The 14,745-nt window shown below is 57.5% G+C and carries 16 protein-coding genes; 8 read left to right on the top strand and 8 right to left on the bottom strand.

Going from position 1 to position 14,745, the window contains the following annotated elements; translation table 11 throughout:
* Positions 1 to 95: 95 nt before the first annotated feature.
* Both MCRY_RS03630 and pyk read right to left on the bottom strand, forming a co-directional pair.
* Complete coding sequence (locus MCRY_RS03630) at positions 96 to 317, bottom strand: hypothetical protein (RefSeq protein WP_085628110.1); 222 nt, start codon at positions 315 to 317, stop codon at positions 96 to 98.
* Positions 318 to 353: 36 nt separating this feature from the next.
* A complete protein-coding gene (gene pyk / locus MCRY_RS03625; RefSeq protein ID WP_085628109.1) occupies positions 354 to 1,799 on the bottom strand; it encodes a pyruvate kinase in 1,446 nt (481 codons plus the stop codon).
* A gap of 182 nt (positions 1,800 to 1,981) precedes the next feature.
* On the opposite strand from pyk, the gene MCRY_RS03620 reads away from it, so the two are divergent.
* Positions 1,982 to 2,719 carry an N-formylglutamate amidohydrolase gene (locus tag MCRY_RS03620; RefSeq protein ID WP_085628108.1) on the top strand — a complete coding sequence of 246 codons (738 nt, stop codon included), beginning with the start codon at positions 1,982 to 1,984 and terminating at the stop codon, positions 2,717 to 2,719.
* Between the two features lie 17 nt (positions 2,720 to 2,736).
* The gene (locus tag MCRY_RS03615; RefSeq protein WP_085628107.1) at positions 2,737 to 3,054 is read left to right on the top strand and encodes a DUF1244 domain-containing protein; all 318 of its coding nucleotides are present in this window, start codon (positions 2,737 to 2,739) and stop codon (positions 3,052 to 3,054) included.
* A 61-nt stretch (positions 3,055 to 3,115) separates the two neighbouring features.
* Here MCRY_RS03615 and MCRY_RS03610 read toward each other — a convergent pair whose 3' ends face one another.
* From MCRY_RS03610 to MCRY_RS03595, 4 genes are all read right to left on the bottom strand, one after another.
* A complete protein-coding gene (locus MCRY_RS03610; RefSeq protein WP_085628106.1) occupies positions 3,116 to 3,688 on the bottom strand; it encodes a cob(I)yrinic acid a,c-diamide adenosyltransferase in 573 nt (190 codons plus the stop codon).
* 3 nt (positions 3,689 to 3,691) lie between these two features.
* Entirely contained in the window at positions 3,692 to 3,892 is a 201-nt protein-coding gene (locus MCRY_RS03605; protein WP_085628105.1) for a twin transmembrane helix small protein, read from the bottom strand.
* Between the two features lie 68 nt (positions 3,893 to 3,960).
* Entirely contained in the window at positions 3,961 to 4,788 is an 828-nt protein-coding gene (locus MCRY_RS03600; RefSeq protein ID WP_085628104.1) for an SDR family NAD(P)-dependent oxidoreductase, read from the bottom strand.
* Between the two features lies 1 nt (position 4,789).
* A complete protein-coding gene (locus MCRY_RS03595; RefSeq protein WP_171046045.1) occupies positions 4,790 to 5,338 on the bottom strand; it encodes an SH3 domain-containing protein in 549 nt (182 codons plus the stop codon).
* Between the two features lie 138 nt (positions 5,339 to 5,476).
* On the opposite strand from MCRY_RS03595, the gene MCRY_RS03590 reads away from it, so the two are divergent.
* From MCRY_RS03590 to MCRY_RS03570, 5 genes are all read left to right on the top strand, one after another.
* On the top strand, positions 5,477 to 7,792 hold the full coding sequence (locus tag MCRY_RS03590; protein ID WP_085628102.1) for a DNA topoisomerase IV subunit A: 2,316 nt from the start codon (positions 5,477 to 5,479) through the stop codon (positions 7,790 to 7,792).
* Complete coding sequence (locus tag MCRY_RS03585; RefSeq protein WP_085628101.1) at positions 7,713 to 8,978, top strand: DUF898 family protein; 1,266 nt, start codon at positions 7,713 to 7,715, stop codon at positions 8,976 to 8,978. The genes MCRY_RS03590 and MCRY_RS03585 overlap by 80 nt, the downstream gene beginning before the upstream one ends.
* Entirely contained in the window at positions 8,975 to 10,096 is a 1,122-nt protein-coding gene (locus tag MCRY_RS03580; protein WP_085628100.1) for a M48 family metallopeptidase, read from the top strand. The genes MCRY_RS03585 and MCRY_RS03580 overlap by 4 nt, the downstream gene beginning before the upstream one ends.
* A gap of 168 nt (positions 10,097 to 10,264) precedes the next feature.
* Positions 10,265 to 11,023 (top strand): electron transfer flavoprotein subunit beta/FixA family protein, encoded by a 759-nt coding sequence (locus MCRY_RS03575; protein WP_085628099.1) that lies wholly within the window; start codon positions 10,265 to 10,267, stop codon positions 11,021 to 11,023.
* The gene (locus tag MCRY_RS03570; RefSeq protein WP_085628098.1) at positions 11,023 to 11,952 is read left to right on the top strand and encodes an electron transfer flavoprotein subunit alpha/FixB family protein; all 930 of its coding nucleotides are present in this window, start codon (positions 11,023 to 11,025) and stop codon (positions 11,950 to 11,952) included. The genes MCRY_RS03575 and MCRY_RS03570 overlap by 1 nt, the downstream gene beginning before the upstream one ends.
* A 53-nt stretch (positions 11,953 to 12,005) precedes the next feature.
* On the opposite strand, the gene MCRY_RS03565 is transcribed toward MCRY_RS03570, so the two are convergent.
* On the bottom strand, positions 12,006 to 12,824 hold the full coding sequence (locus MCRY_RS03565) for a DUF6473 family protein (RefSeq protein ID WP_238939695.1): 819 nt from the start codon (positions 12,822 to 12,824) through the stop codon (positions 12,006 to 12,008).
* 148 nt (positions 12,825 to 12,972) lie between these two features.
* Here MCRY_RS03565 and MCRY_RS03560 point away from each other — a divergent pair, with 148 nt between their 5' ends.
* Complete coding sequence (locus MCRY_RS03560; RefSeq protein ID WP_085628096.1) at positions 12,973 to 13,848, top strand: 3-hydroxybutyryl-CoA dehydrogenase; 876 nt, start codon at positions 12,973 to 12,975, stop codon at positions 13,846 to 13,848.
* 4 nt (positions 13,849 to 13,852) lie between these two features.
* On the opposite strand, the gene MCRY_RS03555 is transcribed toward MCRY_RS03560, so the two are convergent.
* Entirely contained in the window at positions 13,853 to 14,734 is an 882-nt protein-coding gene (locus tag MCRY_RS03555; protein ID WP_085628095.1) for a lysophospholipid acyltransferase family protein, read from the bottom strand.
* Positions 14,735 to 14,745 lie beyond the last annotated feature (11 nt).

Raw genomic sequence — 14,745 nt, 5'->3', positions numbered from 1 at the left:
CTCCACGGAACAAGCGGTGCTTTTCAGAGAATAGCTAAAGGCATAAAGCAGATTGATCTATAGTGATCGAACGTCACAAACGTCTGATACTTGGATCAGGTGAAGCCCTGCAGCACGCGTTTGACCATCGCGGGAATCGCCTCGATCGAATAGCCCCCGGGCTTGTTCGAGATCGCCCAGACCAACATCGTCCCGGCGATCATCAACGTAATGGTGGCTATCCGCGGCCGTTCCCCCCTTGAGACAGAGGAGACGACCGCAGGAATGGACAGAACCCCAAGAGCGAGGCCCACAACAAAAAGAGTGTCAGGTTCCATGACCGACATGCTCCCACTGGTTACACAGTGGGGAGATTACTCCGGATCAGTGTTGTAGATCAAACGTTCGTCGCAGGGTGCAACACGAAGGATGTTTGTTGTGCCCGGAGTGTTGAAGGGCACACCGGCTGTCACGAGGATCTGATCCGTCGTTTCCGCGTATCCACCTGCACGCGCTGCACGGGCCGCGTTGACCACAGCTTGTTTGAAACGCTCCAATTCACCTGTGATGACGCATTCCGTTCCCCAAGTAAGAGCGAGACGGCGCGCAGTTCGAACAGAGTTGGTCATGGCGATAATCGGCACGCGCGGACGTTCCCGCGCAGTCAGTAGCGCAGTTGTCCCAGACGACGTAAAACAACAGATCGCTTTGATGTCGGTGGTTTCCGCAATCTCGCGTGCGGCGGCCACGATTCCGTCGGCCACAGTGGCCCGCTTTGCGACCCGTGAAGCTTCCATGATCTCTGTATAAGTGGGGTCGCTTTCCACTTCGACGGCCACGTTGTTCATCGTCGTCACAGCTTCGACAGGGTAATCCCCAGCAGCGGATTCCGCAGACAACATGATCGCATCCGATCCTTCGTAGATCGCCGTTGCCACATCCGACACTTCGGCGCGGGTGGGCATCGGAGATTCGATCATTGATTCGAGCATCTGAGTCGCCACGATCACTGGTTTCGCCGCGGCACGGCAACGACGGATCAAACGCTTCTGGATGGGCGGTACATTCTGCACCGGCAATTCCACCCCCAGATCGCCGCGTGCGACCATGATCCCATCAGATACTTCGAGGATTTCATCGAACGCTTTTACACCTGCAGGCTTTTCGATCTTTGACAAGATTGCAGCGCGGCCCTTGCAAAGCTCACGCGCCTCGATCACGTCCTGCGCCCGCTGCACGAAGCTGAGCGCGAGCCAATCAACACCAAGATCGGCAACGAACTCCAGATCGCCACGATCCTTTTCCGACAAGGCCGCCAATGGCAGCACCACGTCCGGCACGTTCACGCCTTTGCGGTTGGAGATCGTGCCTCCGGTCATCACCGAGCAATCTGCGAAATCTTCACCACAAGCCTCGACCTTCAGGCGGATTTTGCCATCATTTACCAAGAGATGCGCGCCGGGTTCCAGCGCCGCGAAAATCTCGGGGTGCGGAAGCGTAACCCGGTTGATGGAGCCCTCTTCTTCGGACAGATCGAGCCGGAACGACGCGCCTTCAATCAATTCTTCTTCACCATTGGCGAACACGCCAACCCGAAGTTTTGGCCCCTGAAGGTCGGCCAGAATGCCAATAGTACTGTCACAATCCTTTTCGACCTGCCGGATGATGGCATGGCGCTCGGCGATCTCAGAATGGCTCCCATGGCTCATATTCAAGCGGAAGACGTCGGCTCCGGCCTCGTGCAGGGCTCGGATCATCTCATAGGTGCTCGAGGCTGGGCCAAGGGTGGCCACGATTTTCACACTCCGCAAACGTCTCATCGGGAATTCCGTCCTTCAACTGTGTTTTGTGCGATCCCGCTGCCGATCAGGGCTCGCTGGAATCACGCGCGATGGGGCAAGATGACACTGCCATGTTACCGCTAACTTCAGCTTTCGGTTATTGCCCATTTCCCTTTCCTGCGCAACTCAACTATCTGATGCGCCCGGGAGATCACACACCTATGACATATGTGCCGTTTTTTGTGCATGGAGAGAACCGGTCCTCGCGTTGGCTGATCACCTGCGATCACGCGACGAACACAGTGCCGCCTGACTTAGGAGGAACGCTTGGCCTGCCCGAAGCAGACATGGCCCGGCACATTGCCTTTGATCCCGGTGCGGCAGGTGTAACCCGCGCCTTGGCCGATGCTTTGGGGGGAACGGCGATACTGTCGAATTTTTCCCGCCTCGTCATAGACCCGAACCGGGGTGAGGATGATCCGACGCTTTTGATGCGACTGTACGACGGGTCCGTCATTCCCAGCAATCGAAACGCCGATTCCGCGGAAAAGGCACGCCGTCTGGATGCCTATTATCGACCTTATCATGACGCGCTATCCGCGTTGGCGGCACGGCGCAATGATACGGTGATCGTGGCAGTGCATTCCTATACCAGACAGCTCAAATCGCGCCCAAGTCGTCCGTGGCATGTCGGCATCCTGCATGCCTACGACCGCCGACTGTCCGACCCACTGATCGCAGCACTGGAGGCAGAGCCCGATCTGGTGGTCGGAAGGAACGAACCTTATCCGGGACATCTGCCGGGCGATGCAATTGACCGACACGCCTTGCATCATGGCCGCCTGAACACACTTATCGAATTGCGCAATGATCTGATCGCGACCGAGGCCACACAGACCGCTTGGGGCGAACGCCTCGCGCCACTTCTGCAAGCGGCCTTGGCGCAGATGACGGATTGAACCGGAGGACAGAAGAGATGGACGAACAAACCCAACTTGAGATCGAAGCAGCCGCGTTTCGCCGTTTGCGCCAGCACCTGATCGAAGATCGCCCTGATGTGCAAAACATCGACATGATGAACCTAACTGGTTTCTGCCGAAACTGCTTGAGCCGCTGGTATCAGGAAGCCGCGAATGAGCGCGGCATCGAGATGGACAAGGACGCGGGTCGTGAAGCGTTCTACGGGATGGCGATGTCCGAATGGAAAACGCGCTATCAGACCGAAGCGAGTGACTCGCAGAAAGCAGCATTCGAAGTCGCGTTTAAAGAGAACGTGACCGACAAGGAAAGCTGACCATCAGCGCCGGGCAATGCGTCAACGCATCGCCCTGTTTGGTTCACCCAAACGGCCCGCTCTAGCGGTTGGCGCCGGGCACCCAAAGCACGTCGGCTTTCCCGCCGTCATTGGCCATCCGCGCCGCGACAAAGAACCAGTCGCTCAAACGATTGAGATATTTGACAGCCGCCGGGTTCACGCTTTCCATCGTCGCCAATTCCACCGTCAGACGCTCGGCCCGCCGAGCCACGGTGCGGCATTGATGCAGATAGGCGGACAGCGCGGTGCCACCCGGCAGTATGAAGCTTCGCAGCGGGTTCAGACTGGCGTTCATGCCGTCGATTTCGGCCTCGAGCTTATCCACCTGAGACCCCACGATCCGCAGCGGTGTGTATTCTGCTTCGCCGTCCTTTTCCATGTCCGGGCGGCATAGATCAGCACCCAGATCGAACAGATCATTCTGAATCCGCGACAGGCTTGCGTCGACGTCGCCATCTGCCTGCAATCGCGCAAGCCCGACCACCGAATTCAGTTCATCCACCGTGCCATAAGCGGTGACGCGCATCGAATGTTTCGCCACCCGCGCACCATTGCCCAACGCGGTTTCACCGTCATCGCCGGTTTTGGTGTAAATTTTGTTCAGAACGACCATTGCTTATTCCCCTCGCAGCCAAACAAAGAGCAGGATCAGGATCACTGCCACGAATTGTGCAATGATCCGCCAGCGCATTGCCCTGTTGGCGTATTTTTTGTTGAACTCACCGCCCTTGGCAAAGCTGCCGATGCCGAACAGCAAAACGGCAACCACGGCAAGACATGCGATGGCTGCAATGATGAATAGCGGGTCTTGCATCATGGCGGGGGTGTCCTTTGATTGATGTTCCCGGGGATGTAGCCGTATCGCGCCACAAGGCGAATGAAAAGTCAGCCCTTGGACAAAACCCAGTCCAACGCGCGGGTTGGGAGCAGGCGGCGACCGATTGCCATCAAATGGGTCGGCGTTGTCACACGGTAGCGCGCCTTGGGGCGGCGGGCGGTCAGCGCATTGACCACGGCGTCGGTCACCGCCGACGCTGGCCACTGCACGCCAGAGCTGCCACCCTTTTTCAGCAAATCAAGCAAAGAGGCTTCGTATTGGGCCCGCCGTGGTGACTTTTGCCAATCAACCCATTTCTCGAACTGCTTGATCGCATTCTTGCGAAAATCGGTCTCAATCGGGCCAGGTTCGATCAGCACAACCTGAATGCCAGCCTCCGCCATCTCCATGCGCAACACATCCGCATAGCCTTCCAGGGCGAACTTGGTTGCTACATACGGCCCGCGATACTTCATGCCGACAATGCCGAGCACAGAAGAATTGAACAGAATACGCCCCGCCCCAGCACGCCGCATTACCGGGATCAGCTGACGGTTCAGATCGTGCCAACCCAAAAAGTTCGCCTCGAATTGTGCGCGCATTCCCTGTGCTGGAATATCCTCCAGTGGGCCGGGCAAGGCGTAAGCACCGTTGTGGAAGACGGCATCCAGTTTGCCGCCCGTCTGACCCAGCACATCGTCCGCACACCGGGCGATGCTGGCCGGGTCTTCGTAATCCAGTTGCGGCGCTGCAAACCCCTCGGCTTGGCGCGCATCGCAATCTGCCTGCGTGCGACACGAGGCGAACACCGTCCAACCCAGAGACTTCAGTCGCCGCGCCGTATCGAGGCCGATCCCAGAAGAGCAGCCGGTGATAAGAATGGTCTTCGACGTCACGTTAATTGGCTGCCGTCACAAGCCAATCGGCGATCCAGCCTTCCTCACCCGTCACAGTGTCCCGCAGGTGAAGCCAGCCGTTGCCTTCATCGGCAAGAATTTCAACCATGTCATTGCGGAAGAGCTTGCCCACGACGGCATAACCGGTTCCCGGACCGCCACGCACGTTCACGCGGTCACCATCGACGAACCGCAGATCAGGCTGGATTTCATCGACAGAAGCAACGTCTTGGGATGCACCGATGACAGAGTCTTGCGACTCGACGGGAATCTCCGACTCGAGTGCCACCGGGACAACGACAGGCGTGGAATTGGGGCCCACCGGGTCGATCACTGCCCGTGCGGGGGCGATATCCGTCAAACCTGCAAGCCCAGTGTCTGTATCCGAGCGCGCAACGATTTCAGGTCGTGATGAAGGGTCAGGCTGGACGGGTTTGGGTTCCGCGAAAATAACGAGGGAGTTGTTCCCAGGTTCAAAATCCGCGCCGCCGGATAACTCGTAAAATGCCATCACCATGACCGCAAACGCGATCAGAATGTACTTGTTCATACTATCCCCCTGGGCCGGACTGTTCACCTGCCACATATTTACCGATACCGTGATTCCCCATTCAACCCGAAGGGGAAAGAGAAAAAATATTCCCGCAATTGCTTTACGGCCTCAGAGGGGGTGAGTATCACATCATCTATGGCTGATGATGTCGACGACCCCAAGATGACCCCCCGCGACTTCGCGGAACCGCTCCGCCGAGCCATCGGCGAACGGTACTTGACCTATGCATTGTCGACGATCATGCACCGGGCGCTTCCAGATGCCCGTGACGGGCTGAAACCTGTACATCGCCGCATTCTCTATGCAATGCGCGAGCTGCGATTGAGTTCCAGTGGCGGCTTCCGAAAATCGGCCAAAATCTCGGGCGACGTCATGGGCAACTATCACCCGCACGGTGATGCTGCGATCTATGACGCGATGGCCCGCCTCGCGCAGGATTTCAACGTCCGCTATCCGTTGGTGGATGGTCAGGGAAATTTCGGCAATATCGACGGCGATAACCCCGCCGCAGCACGATACACAGAGGCGCGCCTGACGGCCGTCGCCGAAGCTTTGCTGGACGGCCTGAACGAGAACGCCGTCGATTTTCGTGCGAATTACGATGGCACGCTTGAAGAACCAATTGTGCTTCCGGCGCAATTTCCGAATCTACTCGCAAATGGATCGAGCGGGATCGCTGTCGGCATGGCGACCAATATTCCGCCGCACAACATCGCCGAGCTGATCGACGCCTGTTTGCATCTGATCAAGGTGCCAGACGCGCGCGACGATACGCTTCTGAATTACGTGCCGGGGCCAGATTTCCCAACCGGGGGTGTGATCGTCGAAGACCGCGAGTCCATCGCGCAAGCCTATCGGACTGGACGTGGATCCATCCGCCTGCGCTGCCGCTGGGAAGTGGAGGATTTGGGCCGGGGGCAATGGCAGATTGTTGTCACAGAAATCCCCTATCAGGTTCAGAAATCCAAACTCGTCGAACGTCTGGCCGAGGTGATCCAAACCAAGAAGGTGCCGATCCTCGCAGACATCCGGGACGAATCCGCCGACGACATCCGCATGGTGCTAGAGCCACGCTCCAAGAACGTGGACCCCGACGTTCTAATGAACATGTTGTTCCGCAATTCCGATCTGGAAACCCGGTTCAGTCTGAACATGAACGTTCTGATCGACGGGCTGACACCCAAGGTCTGTTCGATGAAGGAGGTGCTTCGTGCCTTCCTTGATTTCCGACGTGAAGTGCTGATCCGCCGCAGCCAGCACCGGATGGACAAGATCGACCACCGCCTTGAGGTGCTCGAAGGTCTGATCGTCGCCTTCCTTAACCTCGACCGCGTGATTGACATCATTCGGTATGATGACGACCCCAAGGCGGCGTTGATGCGCGAGGACTGGGGCAAAGATCATGTCCGCGCCATGAACGAGCGCGATTATGTATCGCCACCAATGGTCACCGGGGACGACGAGCTTGGCCTGACCGAGGTGCAGACCGAAGCGATCTTGAACATGCGTTTGCGCAGTTTGCGCAAACTCGAAGAGATGGAACTGGTCGCCGAACGGGACCGCCTGATGGAAGAACGCGCAGGTCTTGAAGACCTGCTGGAAAGCGGCGATCTGCAATGGGACGCGATTGCCGATCAGCTTCAAGAAACCAAAAAGACCTTCGGCAAGAATTATCCCGGCGGCGAACGACGCACCACATTCGCCGAAGCAGGCGAAGTTGAAGACGTGCCGATCGAAGCGATGATCGAACGGGAACCGATTACCGTGGTCTGTTCGGAAATGGGCTGGATTCGCGCCATGACAGGCCATATCGACCTGACACGCGAATTAAAGTTCAAAGACGGTGATGGCCCTCGTTTCATATTCCATGCGGAAACCACCGACCGCTTGCTGGTATTCGGGTCAAATGGCCGTTTCTACACGATCCCGGCAGCGAACCTCCCCGGCGGGCGTGGCATGGGCGAACCCTTGCGCCTGATGGTGGACCTGCCTAACGAGGCGGCCATTGTGGACCTGTTCATCCACAAGCCAGAGCGCAAGCTGATGGTCGCATCAAGCGCGGGCGACGGCTTTGTCGTACCCGAACCCGAGGTGGTCGCACAGACAAGAGCGGGCAAACAAGTGTTGAACGTCAAGGGCGACGTGCGCGCCAAAGTGTGCAAGCCTGTTAACGGTGATGCGGTCGCAGTTGTCGGTGAAAACCGCAAAGTGCTGGTTTTTGCTTTGGACGAGCTACCTGAGATGGGACGCGGGAAAGGCGTGCGGCTGCAAAAGTACAAGGACGGGGGCCTGTCGGATGCAACCACCTTCACCCTGGGAGAAGGCCTCACCTGGCGCGACCCTGCAGGACGCACCAGAACCGAGACAGACCTTGCCGAGTGGACCGGAAAACGCGCCGGTTCAGGGCGTATGGCCCCACGCGGTTTCCCCAGAGACAACACCTTCACCTAACCCGGACACCCTACGCACCGAGGTCGTTGGCACTCGTAGAACACTATTCTGGCTCGCGCTCAGGACTGGTTTTCTCACCGTCCTGACACTCGGCTTCTACCGCTTCTGGATGCGAACGCGCCTGCGCCGGTGGTATTGGTCATCCATACGCCCCGGCGGTCACCCGCTGGAATACGTGGGCGACCCCATCGAAAAGCTTTTGGGGTTTCTCTTTGCCGTTGTCGTACTGGCCTTTTACATCGGCATCGTGAATCTGATCCTAATGTTTGCGAGTTTCTCGCTGTTTCAGGACAATTTTGCAGCCTATGCCGTAAGCCTAGTCGGCGTGATCCCACTCTGGTTCTTCGCCCAATACAGGGCACGTCGCTACGTCCTTGCCCGAACGCGGTGGCGCGGTCTTCGGTTCGGGTTGGAACCGGGCGCTTTGGGTTATGCTTGGCGCGCGGTTCTGCACTGGATCGTGACGATCCTAAGCCTTGGTCTTCTGCTGCCGCGCATGACGTTCTGGCTGGAGAAGTACAAAACGGACCGCACCTTTTTCGGAACCGCCCGGATGTCTCAAGGCGGGAGTTGGAAAATGCTTTACCCATCCATGAAACCGATGTTTGCCGCACTTGCGATTGCGCTTGGCGGAGGTTTGGCGTTCCTGTCCGAGAACTATCCTGCGGGCATCGGCATCTGCATCCTCGCGGCCTTTGTCGGAATCTACGGACTGGTGCACTACCGCGTCGACAGCTTGCGCAGGCTTACGGAAACCAAAATCGTAAACGGTGTCGCGTTCACCCTGTCCCCAAGCGCATTTCGCGTCTTGATGATTTACGTGTTGGGCACTTTCCTCGCATCGGCTGCGGTTTTCTTCCCGCTTGTCGTTCTTGGTGTGTTTATGTTGTTGATCCAGTCCGCAGATGTGCTGACAGAAATGGGGATCGAGGACATGATCGCCCCGGTAGCGGGGATGGGGCGTTATGCCATCATCGGGCTCAGCGTCATGATCTACTTTACCATTTTCCTGCTTTGGTCGGCTCTGACCAACGTGTTCATCACCCTTCCCGTGATCCGGCATTATTTTTCGTCGCTCACACTTGCCCCAGCTGCAGCGGTGGCGAATATTCGGCAGCGCCCAAGAGATGAATTCGCCGAAGCGGAAGGGTTTGCCGATGCGCTGGACGTGGGAGCATCGCTATGACTGTTTTGCGTGTGGGTCCGGTGCCAGAGGCCTTTTCCGCCACCGGCACGTATTTCGACGGCACACATTCTGCGCCTTCTGTCGTAACGCTGACCGTAGACGAGGACATCCGGTCGCTTGTGGGACTTTCCGACAGCGGCGCCGAGATCCGGTGGCCTCTGGCAGAGATTCGCGAAGTCCCGGACCAAGCCGGCGGCGATCAAATGGTCCTGCAACTCTCGAATGATCCGGTGAGACGCATTATCTTGACCGATCATAGCCTCGCCCCGCGCTTGCCCAACAGACACAAGCGGCCAAAAGTCACCAAGCGCGGCCCCCTGATTGGCTGGGCAGTTGCCGCAGTTGCCTCGGTTGCTCTGATCATTTTCGTTCTAGTGCCGACCATGGCAAACCAATTGGCCCGCTTCATCCCACCCGAAGGCGAACGCGCCTTGGGAGCAGTCACGCTTAACCAGATCAGAACTGCATTGGATCAGACAGGTCTGAACCCGGTTCCGGTTTGCGACAATCCCGAAGGCTTGGCCGCCTTGGCGAAAATGGAAACACGGCTGCAAAACGCATTGCCTAACGCGCAAACCCTCACAGTGTCCGTTCTGGATCACGACATGATCAACGCTTTCGCGCTGCCCGGTAATTACATCGTGTTTTTCCGGGGCCTTATCGAAAAAGCACAAACGCCGGAAGAAGTCGCGGCGGTCTTTGCCCATGAGATCGGCCATGTCGTCAGCCGCGATCCCACCCGCCACGCGTTGCGCTCTGCCGGATCGCTTGGGGTGTTAGGCCTGCTGTTCGGCGATTTCGCAGGCGGTGCCGCTGTGCTCTTATTGGCGGAACGTCTGATCGAAGCGCAATACAGCCAAGAGGCCGAAGCCGACGCCGATGTTTTTGCCCATGCGGTGCTGGTAGAGGCCAAGATCGCCCCCGCCGCGCTGGCCACGATGTTCGAGCGCTTCCGTGAACTCGGAGGAGACGCCAGTCCCTTTGTCGCGCATTTCCTAAGCCATCCATCGCTTGGCGACCGCATTCAAGCCGCACGCGATGCAACGCCTCGCGGTTTCGAAGCCGTTCCAGTTTTGTCTGCACAGGAATGGCGCGCCCTTCAGAACATTTGCGATTGATGCCGCGTCACAGCATCACGTGGAGCAAATACTGAAAAACGCGACGTCCGATGGCGCTAACGTGACGATTTTGCCCTGTTTCACCTGTTCAGGGTTGGGTATCCCTTCACCGGAACGAAACGTCAGAATCGCAGATTTGCCTGCGATCCCAACGAGAGGAACGCGCCCATGAAGGTCTTGGTACCTGTCAAACGCGTGATTGACTACAACGTGAAGGTTCGCGTCAAAGCGGATGGTTCCGGTGTCGATCTCGCCAACGTCAAAATGTCGATGAATCCCTTTGACGAGATCGCCGTGGAAGAGGCCATTCGCCTTAAGGAAGCAGGCAAGGCCGAGGAAATCATTGCCGTCAGCATCGGCGTAAAGCAAAGCCAGGAAACCCTGCGCACCGCGCTTGCCATGGGTGCCGACCGCGCGATCCTTGTGGTTGCTGCTGATGATGTCCACACCGACATCGAACCGCTGGCTGTGGCGAAAATCCTTGCCGCCATCGTCAAGGAAGAAGAGCCAGGTCTCGTGCTCTGCGGCAAGCAAGCCATCGACAACGACATGAACGCCACCGGCCAGATGCTGTCGGCGCTCTTGGGCTGGTCGCAGGCGATGTATGCCAACAACGTGGATATCGACGGCGACAGCGCTGTTGTGACTCGCGAAGTTGATGGCGGCCTGCAGACAATCAAGGTCAAGATGCCAGCAATCATTTCGACCGACCTGCGCCTGAATGAACCGCGCTACGCGTCGCTGCCGAATATCATGAAGGCCAAGAAAAAGCCGCTGGATGAAAAGACAGCCGCTGATTACGGCGTCGATGTGACACCACGCCTCGAGATCGTGAAAACCTCCGAACCCGAAGAGCGGGCGGCAGGGATCAAGGTGGGTTCGGTCAACGAGCTGGTTGCGAAACTCAAAGAAGTGGGAGCTGTGTAATGGCCGTTCTTCTGATTGCCGAAATCACCGACGGCGCGCTGGCAATGGATGCGACATCCAAAGCCGTGACCGCCGCAAAGTCGCTGGGCGACGTCACCATTCTGGCAGCAGGTGCAACTGCGAAAGCTGCCGCTGACGAAGCCGCGACCATCGACGGGGTGTCCAAGGTTCTGCTGGCCGAAGATGCGCTTTACGGGCATCGTCTGGCCGAGCCTGTCGCAGCGCTGATCGCATCGCTTGCTGGCGATTACAGCCATGTCGTTGCACCCGCCACAACCGACGCCAAGAACATCCTGCCGCGCGTTGCTGCACTTCTTGATGTTATGGTTCTGACCGATGTGACTGCCGTGGTGGATGCCGACACATTTGAGCGTCCAATCTACGCAGGCAACGCGATTCAAACGATCAAGTCCAAGGACGCGACCAAGGTCATTTCGTTCCGGACGTCGACCTTTGAGGCGGCCGCAACAGGTGGCTCAGCCGCGGTGGAAACCATCGCGTCTGGCGACAATCCCGGCTTGTCGGAATGGATCGAAGACAAGGTTGCGGCAAGCGACCGCCCCGAACTGACTTCGGCAGGTGTCGTTGTGTCCGGTGGTCGTGGCGTTGGGTCGGAAAGTGACTTTGCCATGATCGAAAAACTGGCCGACACTCTGGGCGCCGCCGTAGGTGCATCGCGTGCGGCTGTCGATTCGGGTTTTGCGCCGAATGACTGGCAGGTTGGCCAAACTGGCAAGGTCGTGGCTCCTGACCTGTATATTGCTGTCGGGATTTCCGGTGCGATCCAGCACCTTGCCGGCATGAAGGACAGCAAGATCATCGTCGCGATCAACAAGGATGAAGAAGCCCCGATCTTCCAGGTTGCGGATTACGGTCTTGTTGCAGACCTCTTTGATGCTGTCCCGGAACTGACCGAAAAGCTCGGCTGAACAACGGGCGTCTGTTGTTCCATGCGGCGCGCCTCTTTTTGGCGCGCCGTTTTTTATTGAAGGGCCGGTACAATGGCCCGTGCCACCGCTTCGGCAACCTCGCAATGCGCCCGCAAACCGGGCAAATGGCGCGCCCGATGCTGCTCCAGCAGAGGAACGGTTGCGACCTCGTCCGCGGTCCGCCAATCAGACGGCACAACTTCGATCAGTTTATTCGCATGGGGCATCACCGCGCGCAGCAGTTCCCGATCCAGGAATGGTTCCTCCATCGGAATGTCGGCTCTGATATCGTCAAGTGAGGTCGGCGCGAACCACAGAAGAAACACCTCGCCATGCATTCTGGAAACAAGCGATTTCATGCGTGATTGCCAAGCCATTTGCACCTCTTGTGCGACCATGCGGAAGCGGTCAGGGCAGACGCCATGCAATCGTCCAAGAAGATGTCGGGTAAAATGGATGTCGGTGAAATCCATTTCCGGATAAAGGGACATCAACGATGGCGACGCCTTTAGAAACCGGTCGTTTCGACGTGGATGGGTCGCATAAAAGCGGTTAGACGTGTTGTGCGCACATGTCATCTGGATCACGACAACGCTTGCATTGGTCGCCGTAGCCAAAGCTCCTGAATCATTGAGATAAGCGTCAATGCCGGCATTCTCGATGCCGAGATTCACCACCGTTCTTCCAACTCGGTCTTCCAAAATTTGCGACCACGGCGACGGGACATAGCGCCCGTAGACACCACACCCGCCGACGCAGGCTATGTAGGAGGCGCGAAGTGACCTTCGTGGCCCCCGAAACCAGAGTCGCGACCCGCCATACCGGCAGGGCGCATAATCAATAGCTTGATCGCGCGTGGAGGAAATATCCATGCTCACACCCTTTTCTTCACCCGATGACGATCCTCCGTCGATTCGGTTCCCAAAGAGCTAAAGCTAAAAATGGACGTATCGCCCCGATCCACCTTGCAGCCCCCTTCCCCACAAGTCATTGTTGCGACGAAACGGACGGAGCAAGTGCATGAAGGTCAATTCGATTGGCGTGGTCGGTGCCGGCCAGATGGGCAACGGGATCGCGCATGTGATGGCTTTGGCCGGGTACGATGTTGTGCTGAACGACATCAACGAGGACGCTCTCAAACGCTCTATCGACCTCATCTCGCGGAACTTGGATCGACAGGTGAGCCGCGAAAAGATTACGCAGGCCGAACGTGATCAGGCGATGTCCCGGATCGTCACCACTCAAGACCTGCCACAAGTTGCGCAAACCGACATCATCATCGAAGCGGCGACCGAACAGGAAATCATTAAGCAGAAGATTTTCGACAGCCTTCTGCCACATCTCCAAGATCACACGATCCTGACCTCGAACACGTCCTCGATCTCGATTACACGGCTGGCCAGCCGCACCGATCGACCTGAAAAATTCATGGGGTTCCACTTCATGAACCCTGTGCCTGTGATGCAATTGGTCGAACTGATCCGCGGCATTGCAACAGACAAGCAGACCTATGACACCTGTCTTGGCGTGGTCGAAAAGCTGGGCAAGACAGCTGCCTCAGCCGAAGATTTCCCGGCCTTCATCGTGAATCGCATCTTGATGCCGATGATCAACGAAGCGGTCTACACGCTGTATGAAGGCGTCGGAAACGTGAACTCCATTGACCAGTCGATGAAGCTCGGGGCGAACCATCCCATGGGCCCGCTTGAACTTGCAGATTTCATCGGGCTCGACACTTGTCTTGCCATCATGAACGTCCTGCATGATGGATTGGCAGACACGAAGTACCGCCCTTGCCCGCTGCTCACGAAGTACGTTGAGGCCGGTTGGCTTGGCCGCAAGACACAGCGTGGCTTCTACGATTATCGCGGAGAAACGCCGGTTCCGACCCGCTGACCCTCTAGTCGTTTTTTCCAAGCCCAATCGTCGTATCGCGCAGCGAGGCCACAAAATCGCGGCTGCGCCCAGCAAATGCTTCGATTGCCTCGGGGGCAATCGGCTCACCTACAATCGGCGCCTGTGGTTTGCCACAGGCGTGGATCACCTCGTGAAGCAGCAAACCCTGCCGCAACGTGGCAGAAATTTGCGTCGCAATCTGGTACGCACGTGAATTCTGCCCGGGAAAGAAGATCGGAACCACCGTTGCACCCGATCGCTGGATCAAGTTGGCGGTAAACGGATTCCATGTCCGCTCGATGGCGGGTCCAAAGAAACTGTCACTCGAGGCGACCACACCCGACGGGAAAAGTGCGATCACCCCCCCCTGTTTGAGATGAGCCATGGCGCGGCTTCGCATCTCAAGGCTTTGCTCGCGTGCGTCCTCTTCATGAGGGAACGGCACCGGGATCATGAATTCTTCGATCTCTGTCACACCAGTCAGAAGCGACCGCGTGAGGATCTTGTAATCCGTGCGCACCCGTCCAACCAATTCGGCAAGGATCATCCCGTCGATAAGTCCATGTGGATGGTTGGCGACAATGATGACGGGGCCGTCTTTGGGAATGCGCGCGATTTGTTCAGCTGGTGTATCGAGGCGAATCTTCATCAGGTTCAGCGCTTGGCCCCAGAATGCTTGCCCTTCTGCTGGCCCCATACGCTCGAACCGCCGCACCAAACGAAGCAGCGGGATTTTTCCCGTCATCCATTCCATGGCTCGAATGGTGTTCGCTTTCCACGGATTGGTAAACGTATTGGCGTAGCTCAGCTTGCGCTTGTCATAGGGCACCTCCACCTGGCCCACAGGGTGCGCATCGGTCGACGTATGCTGATAGCTTTCAACCATATAGAAGTGTG

It is taken from the genome of Marivita cryptomonadis, assembly GCF_002115725.1.
GTDB lineage: Bacteria > Pseudomonadota > Alphaproteobacteria > Rhodobacterales > Rhodobacteraceae > Marivita > Marivita cryptomonadis.
Note: the sequence above shows the minus strand (reverse complement) of the source record. Positions and strands in the feature narration are given on the sequence as shown.

Bases quoted from the DNA above. Each gene is read 5' to 3' on its own strand.
- pyk (WP_085628109.1), bottom strand. From the start codon at position 1,799: ATGAGACGTTTGCGGAGTGTGAAAATCGTGGCCACCCTTGGCCCAGCC.
- MCRY_RS03615 (WP_085628107.1), top strand. From the start codon at position 2,737: ATGGACGAACAAACCCAACTTGAGATCGAAGCAGCCGCGTTTCGCCGT.
- MCRY_RS03630 (WP_085628110.1), bottom strand. From the start codon at position 317: ATGGAACCTGACACTCTTTTTGTTGTGGGCCTCGCTCTTGGGGTTCTG.
- MCRY_RS03620 (WP_085628108.1), top strand. From the start codon at position 1,982: ATGACATATGTGCCGTTTTTTGTGCATGGAGAGAACCGGTCCTCGCGT.
- MCRY_RS03590 (WP_085628102.1), top strand. From the start codon at position 5,477: ATGGCTGATGATGTCGACGACCCCAAGATGACCCCCCGCGACTTCGCG.
- MCRY_RS03565 (WP_238939695.1), bottom strand. From the start codon at position 12,824: ATGGATATTTCCTCCACGCGCGATCAAGCTATTGATTATGCGCCCTGC.
- MCRY_RS03560 (WP_085628096.1), top strand. From the start codon at position 12,973: ATGAAGGTCAATTCGATTGGCGTGGTCGGTGCCGGCCAGATGGGCAAC.
- MCRY_RS03610 (WP_085628106.1), bottom strand. From the start codon at position 3,688: ATGGTCGTTCTGAACAAAATTTACACCAAAACCGGCGATGACGGTGAA.
- MCRY_RS03580 (WP_085628100.1), top strand. From the start codon at position 8,975: ATGACTGTTTTGCGTGTGGGTCCGGTGCCAGAGGCCTTTTCCGCCACC.
- MCRY_RS03570 (WP_085628098.1), top strand. From the start codon at position 11,023: ATGGCCGTTCTTCTGATTGCCGAAATCACCGACGGCGCGCTGGCAATG.
- MCRY_RS03575 (WP_085628099.1), top strand. From the start codon at position 10,265: ATGAAGGTCTTGGTACCTGTCAAACGCGTGATTGACTACAACGTGAAG.
- MCRY_RS03605 (WP_085628105.1), bottom strand. From the start codon at position 3,892: ATGATGCAAGACCCGCTATTCATCATTGCAGCCATCGCATGTCTTGCC.
- MCRY_RS03595 (WP_171046045.1), bottom strand. From the start codon at position 5,338: ATGAACAAGTACATTCTGATCGCGTTTGCGGTCATGGTGATGGCATTT.
- MCRY_RS03555 (WP_085628095.1), bottom strand. From the start codon at position 14,734: ATGGTTGAAAGCTATCAGCATACGTCGACCGATGCGCACCCTGTGGGC.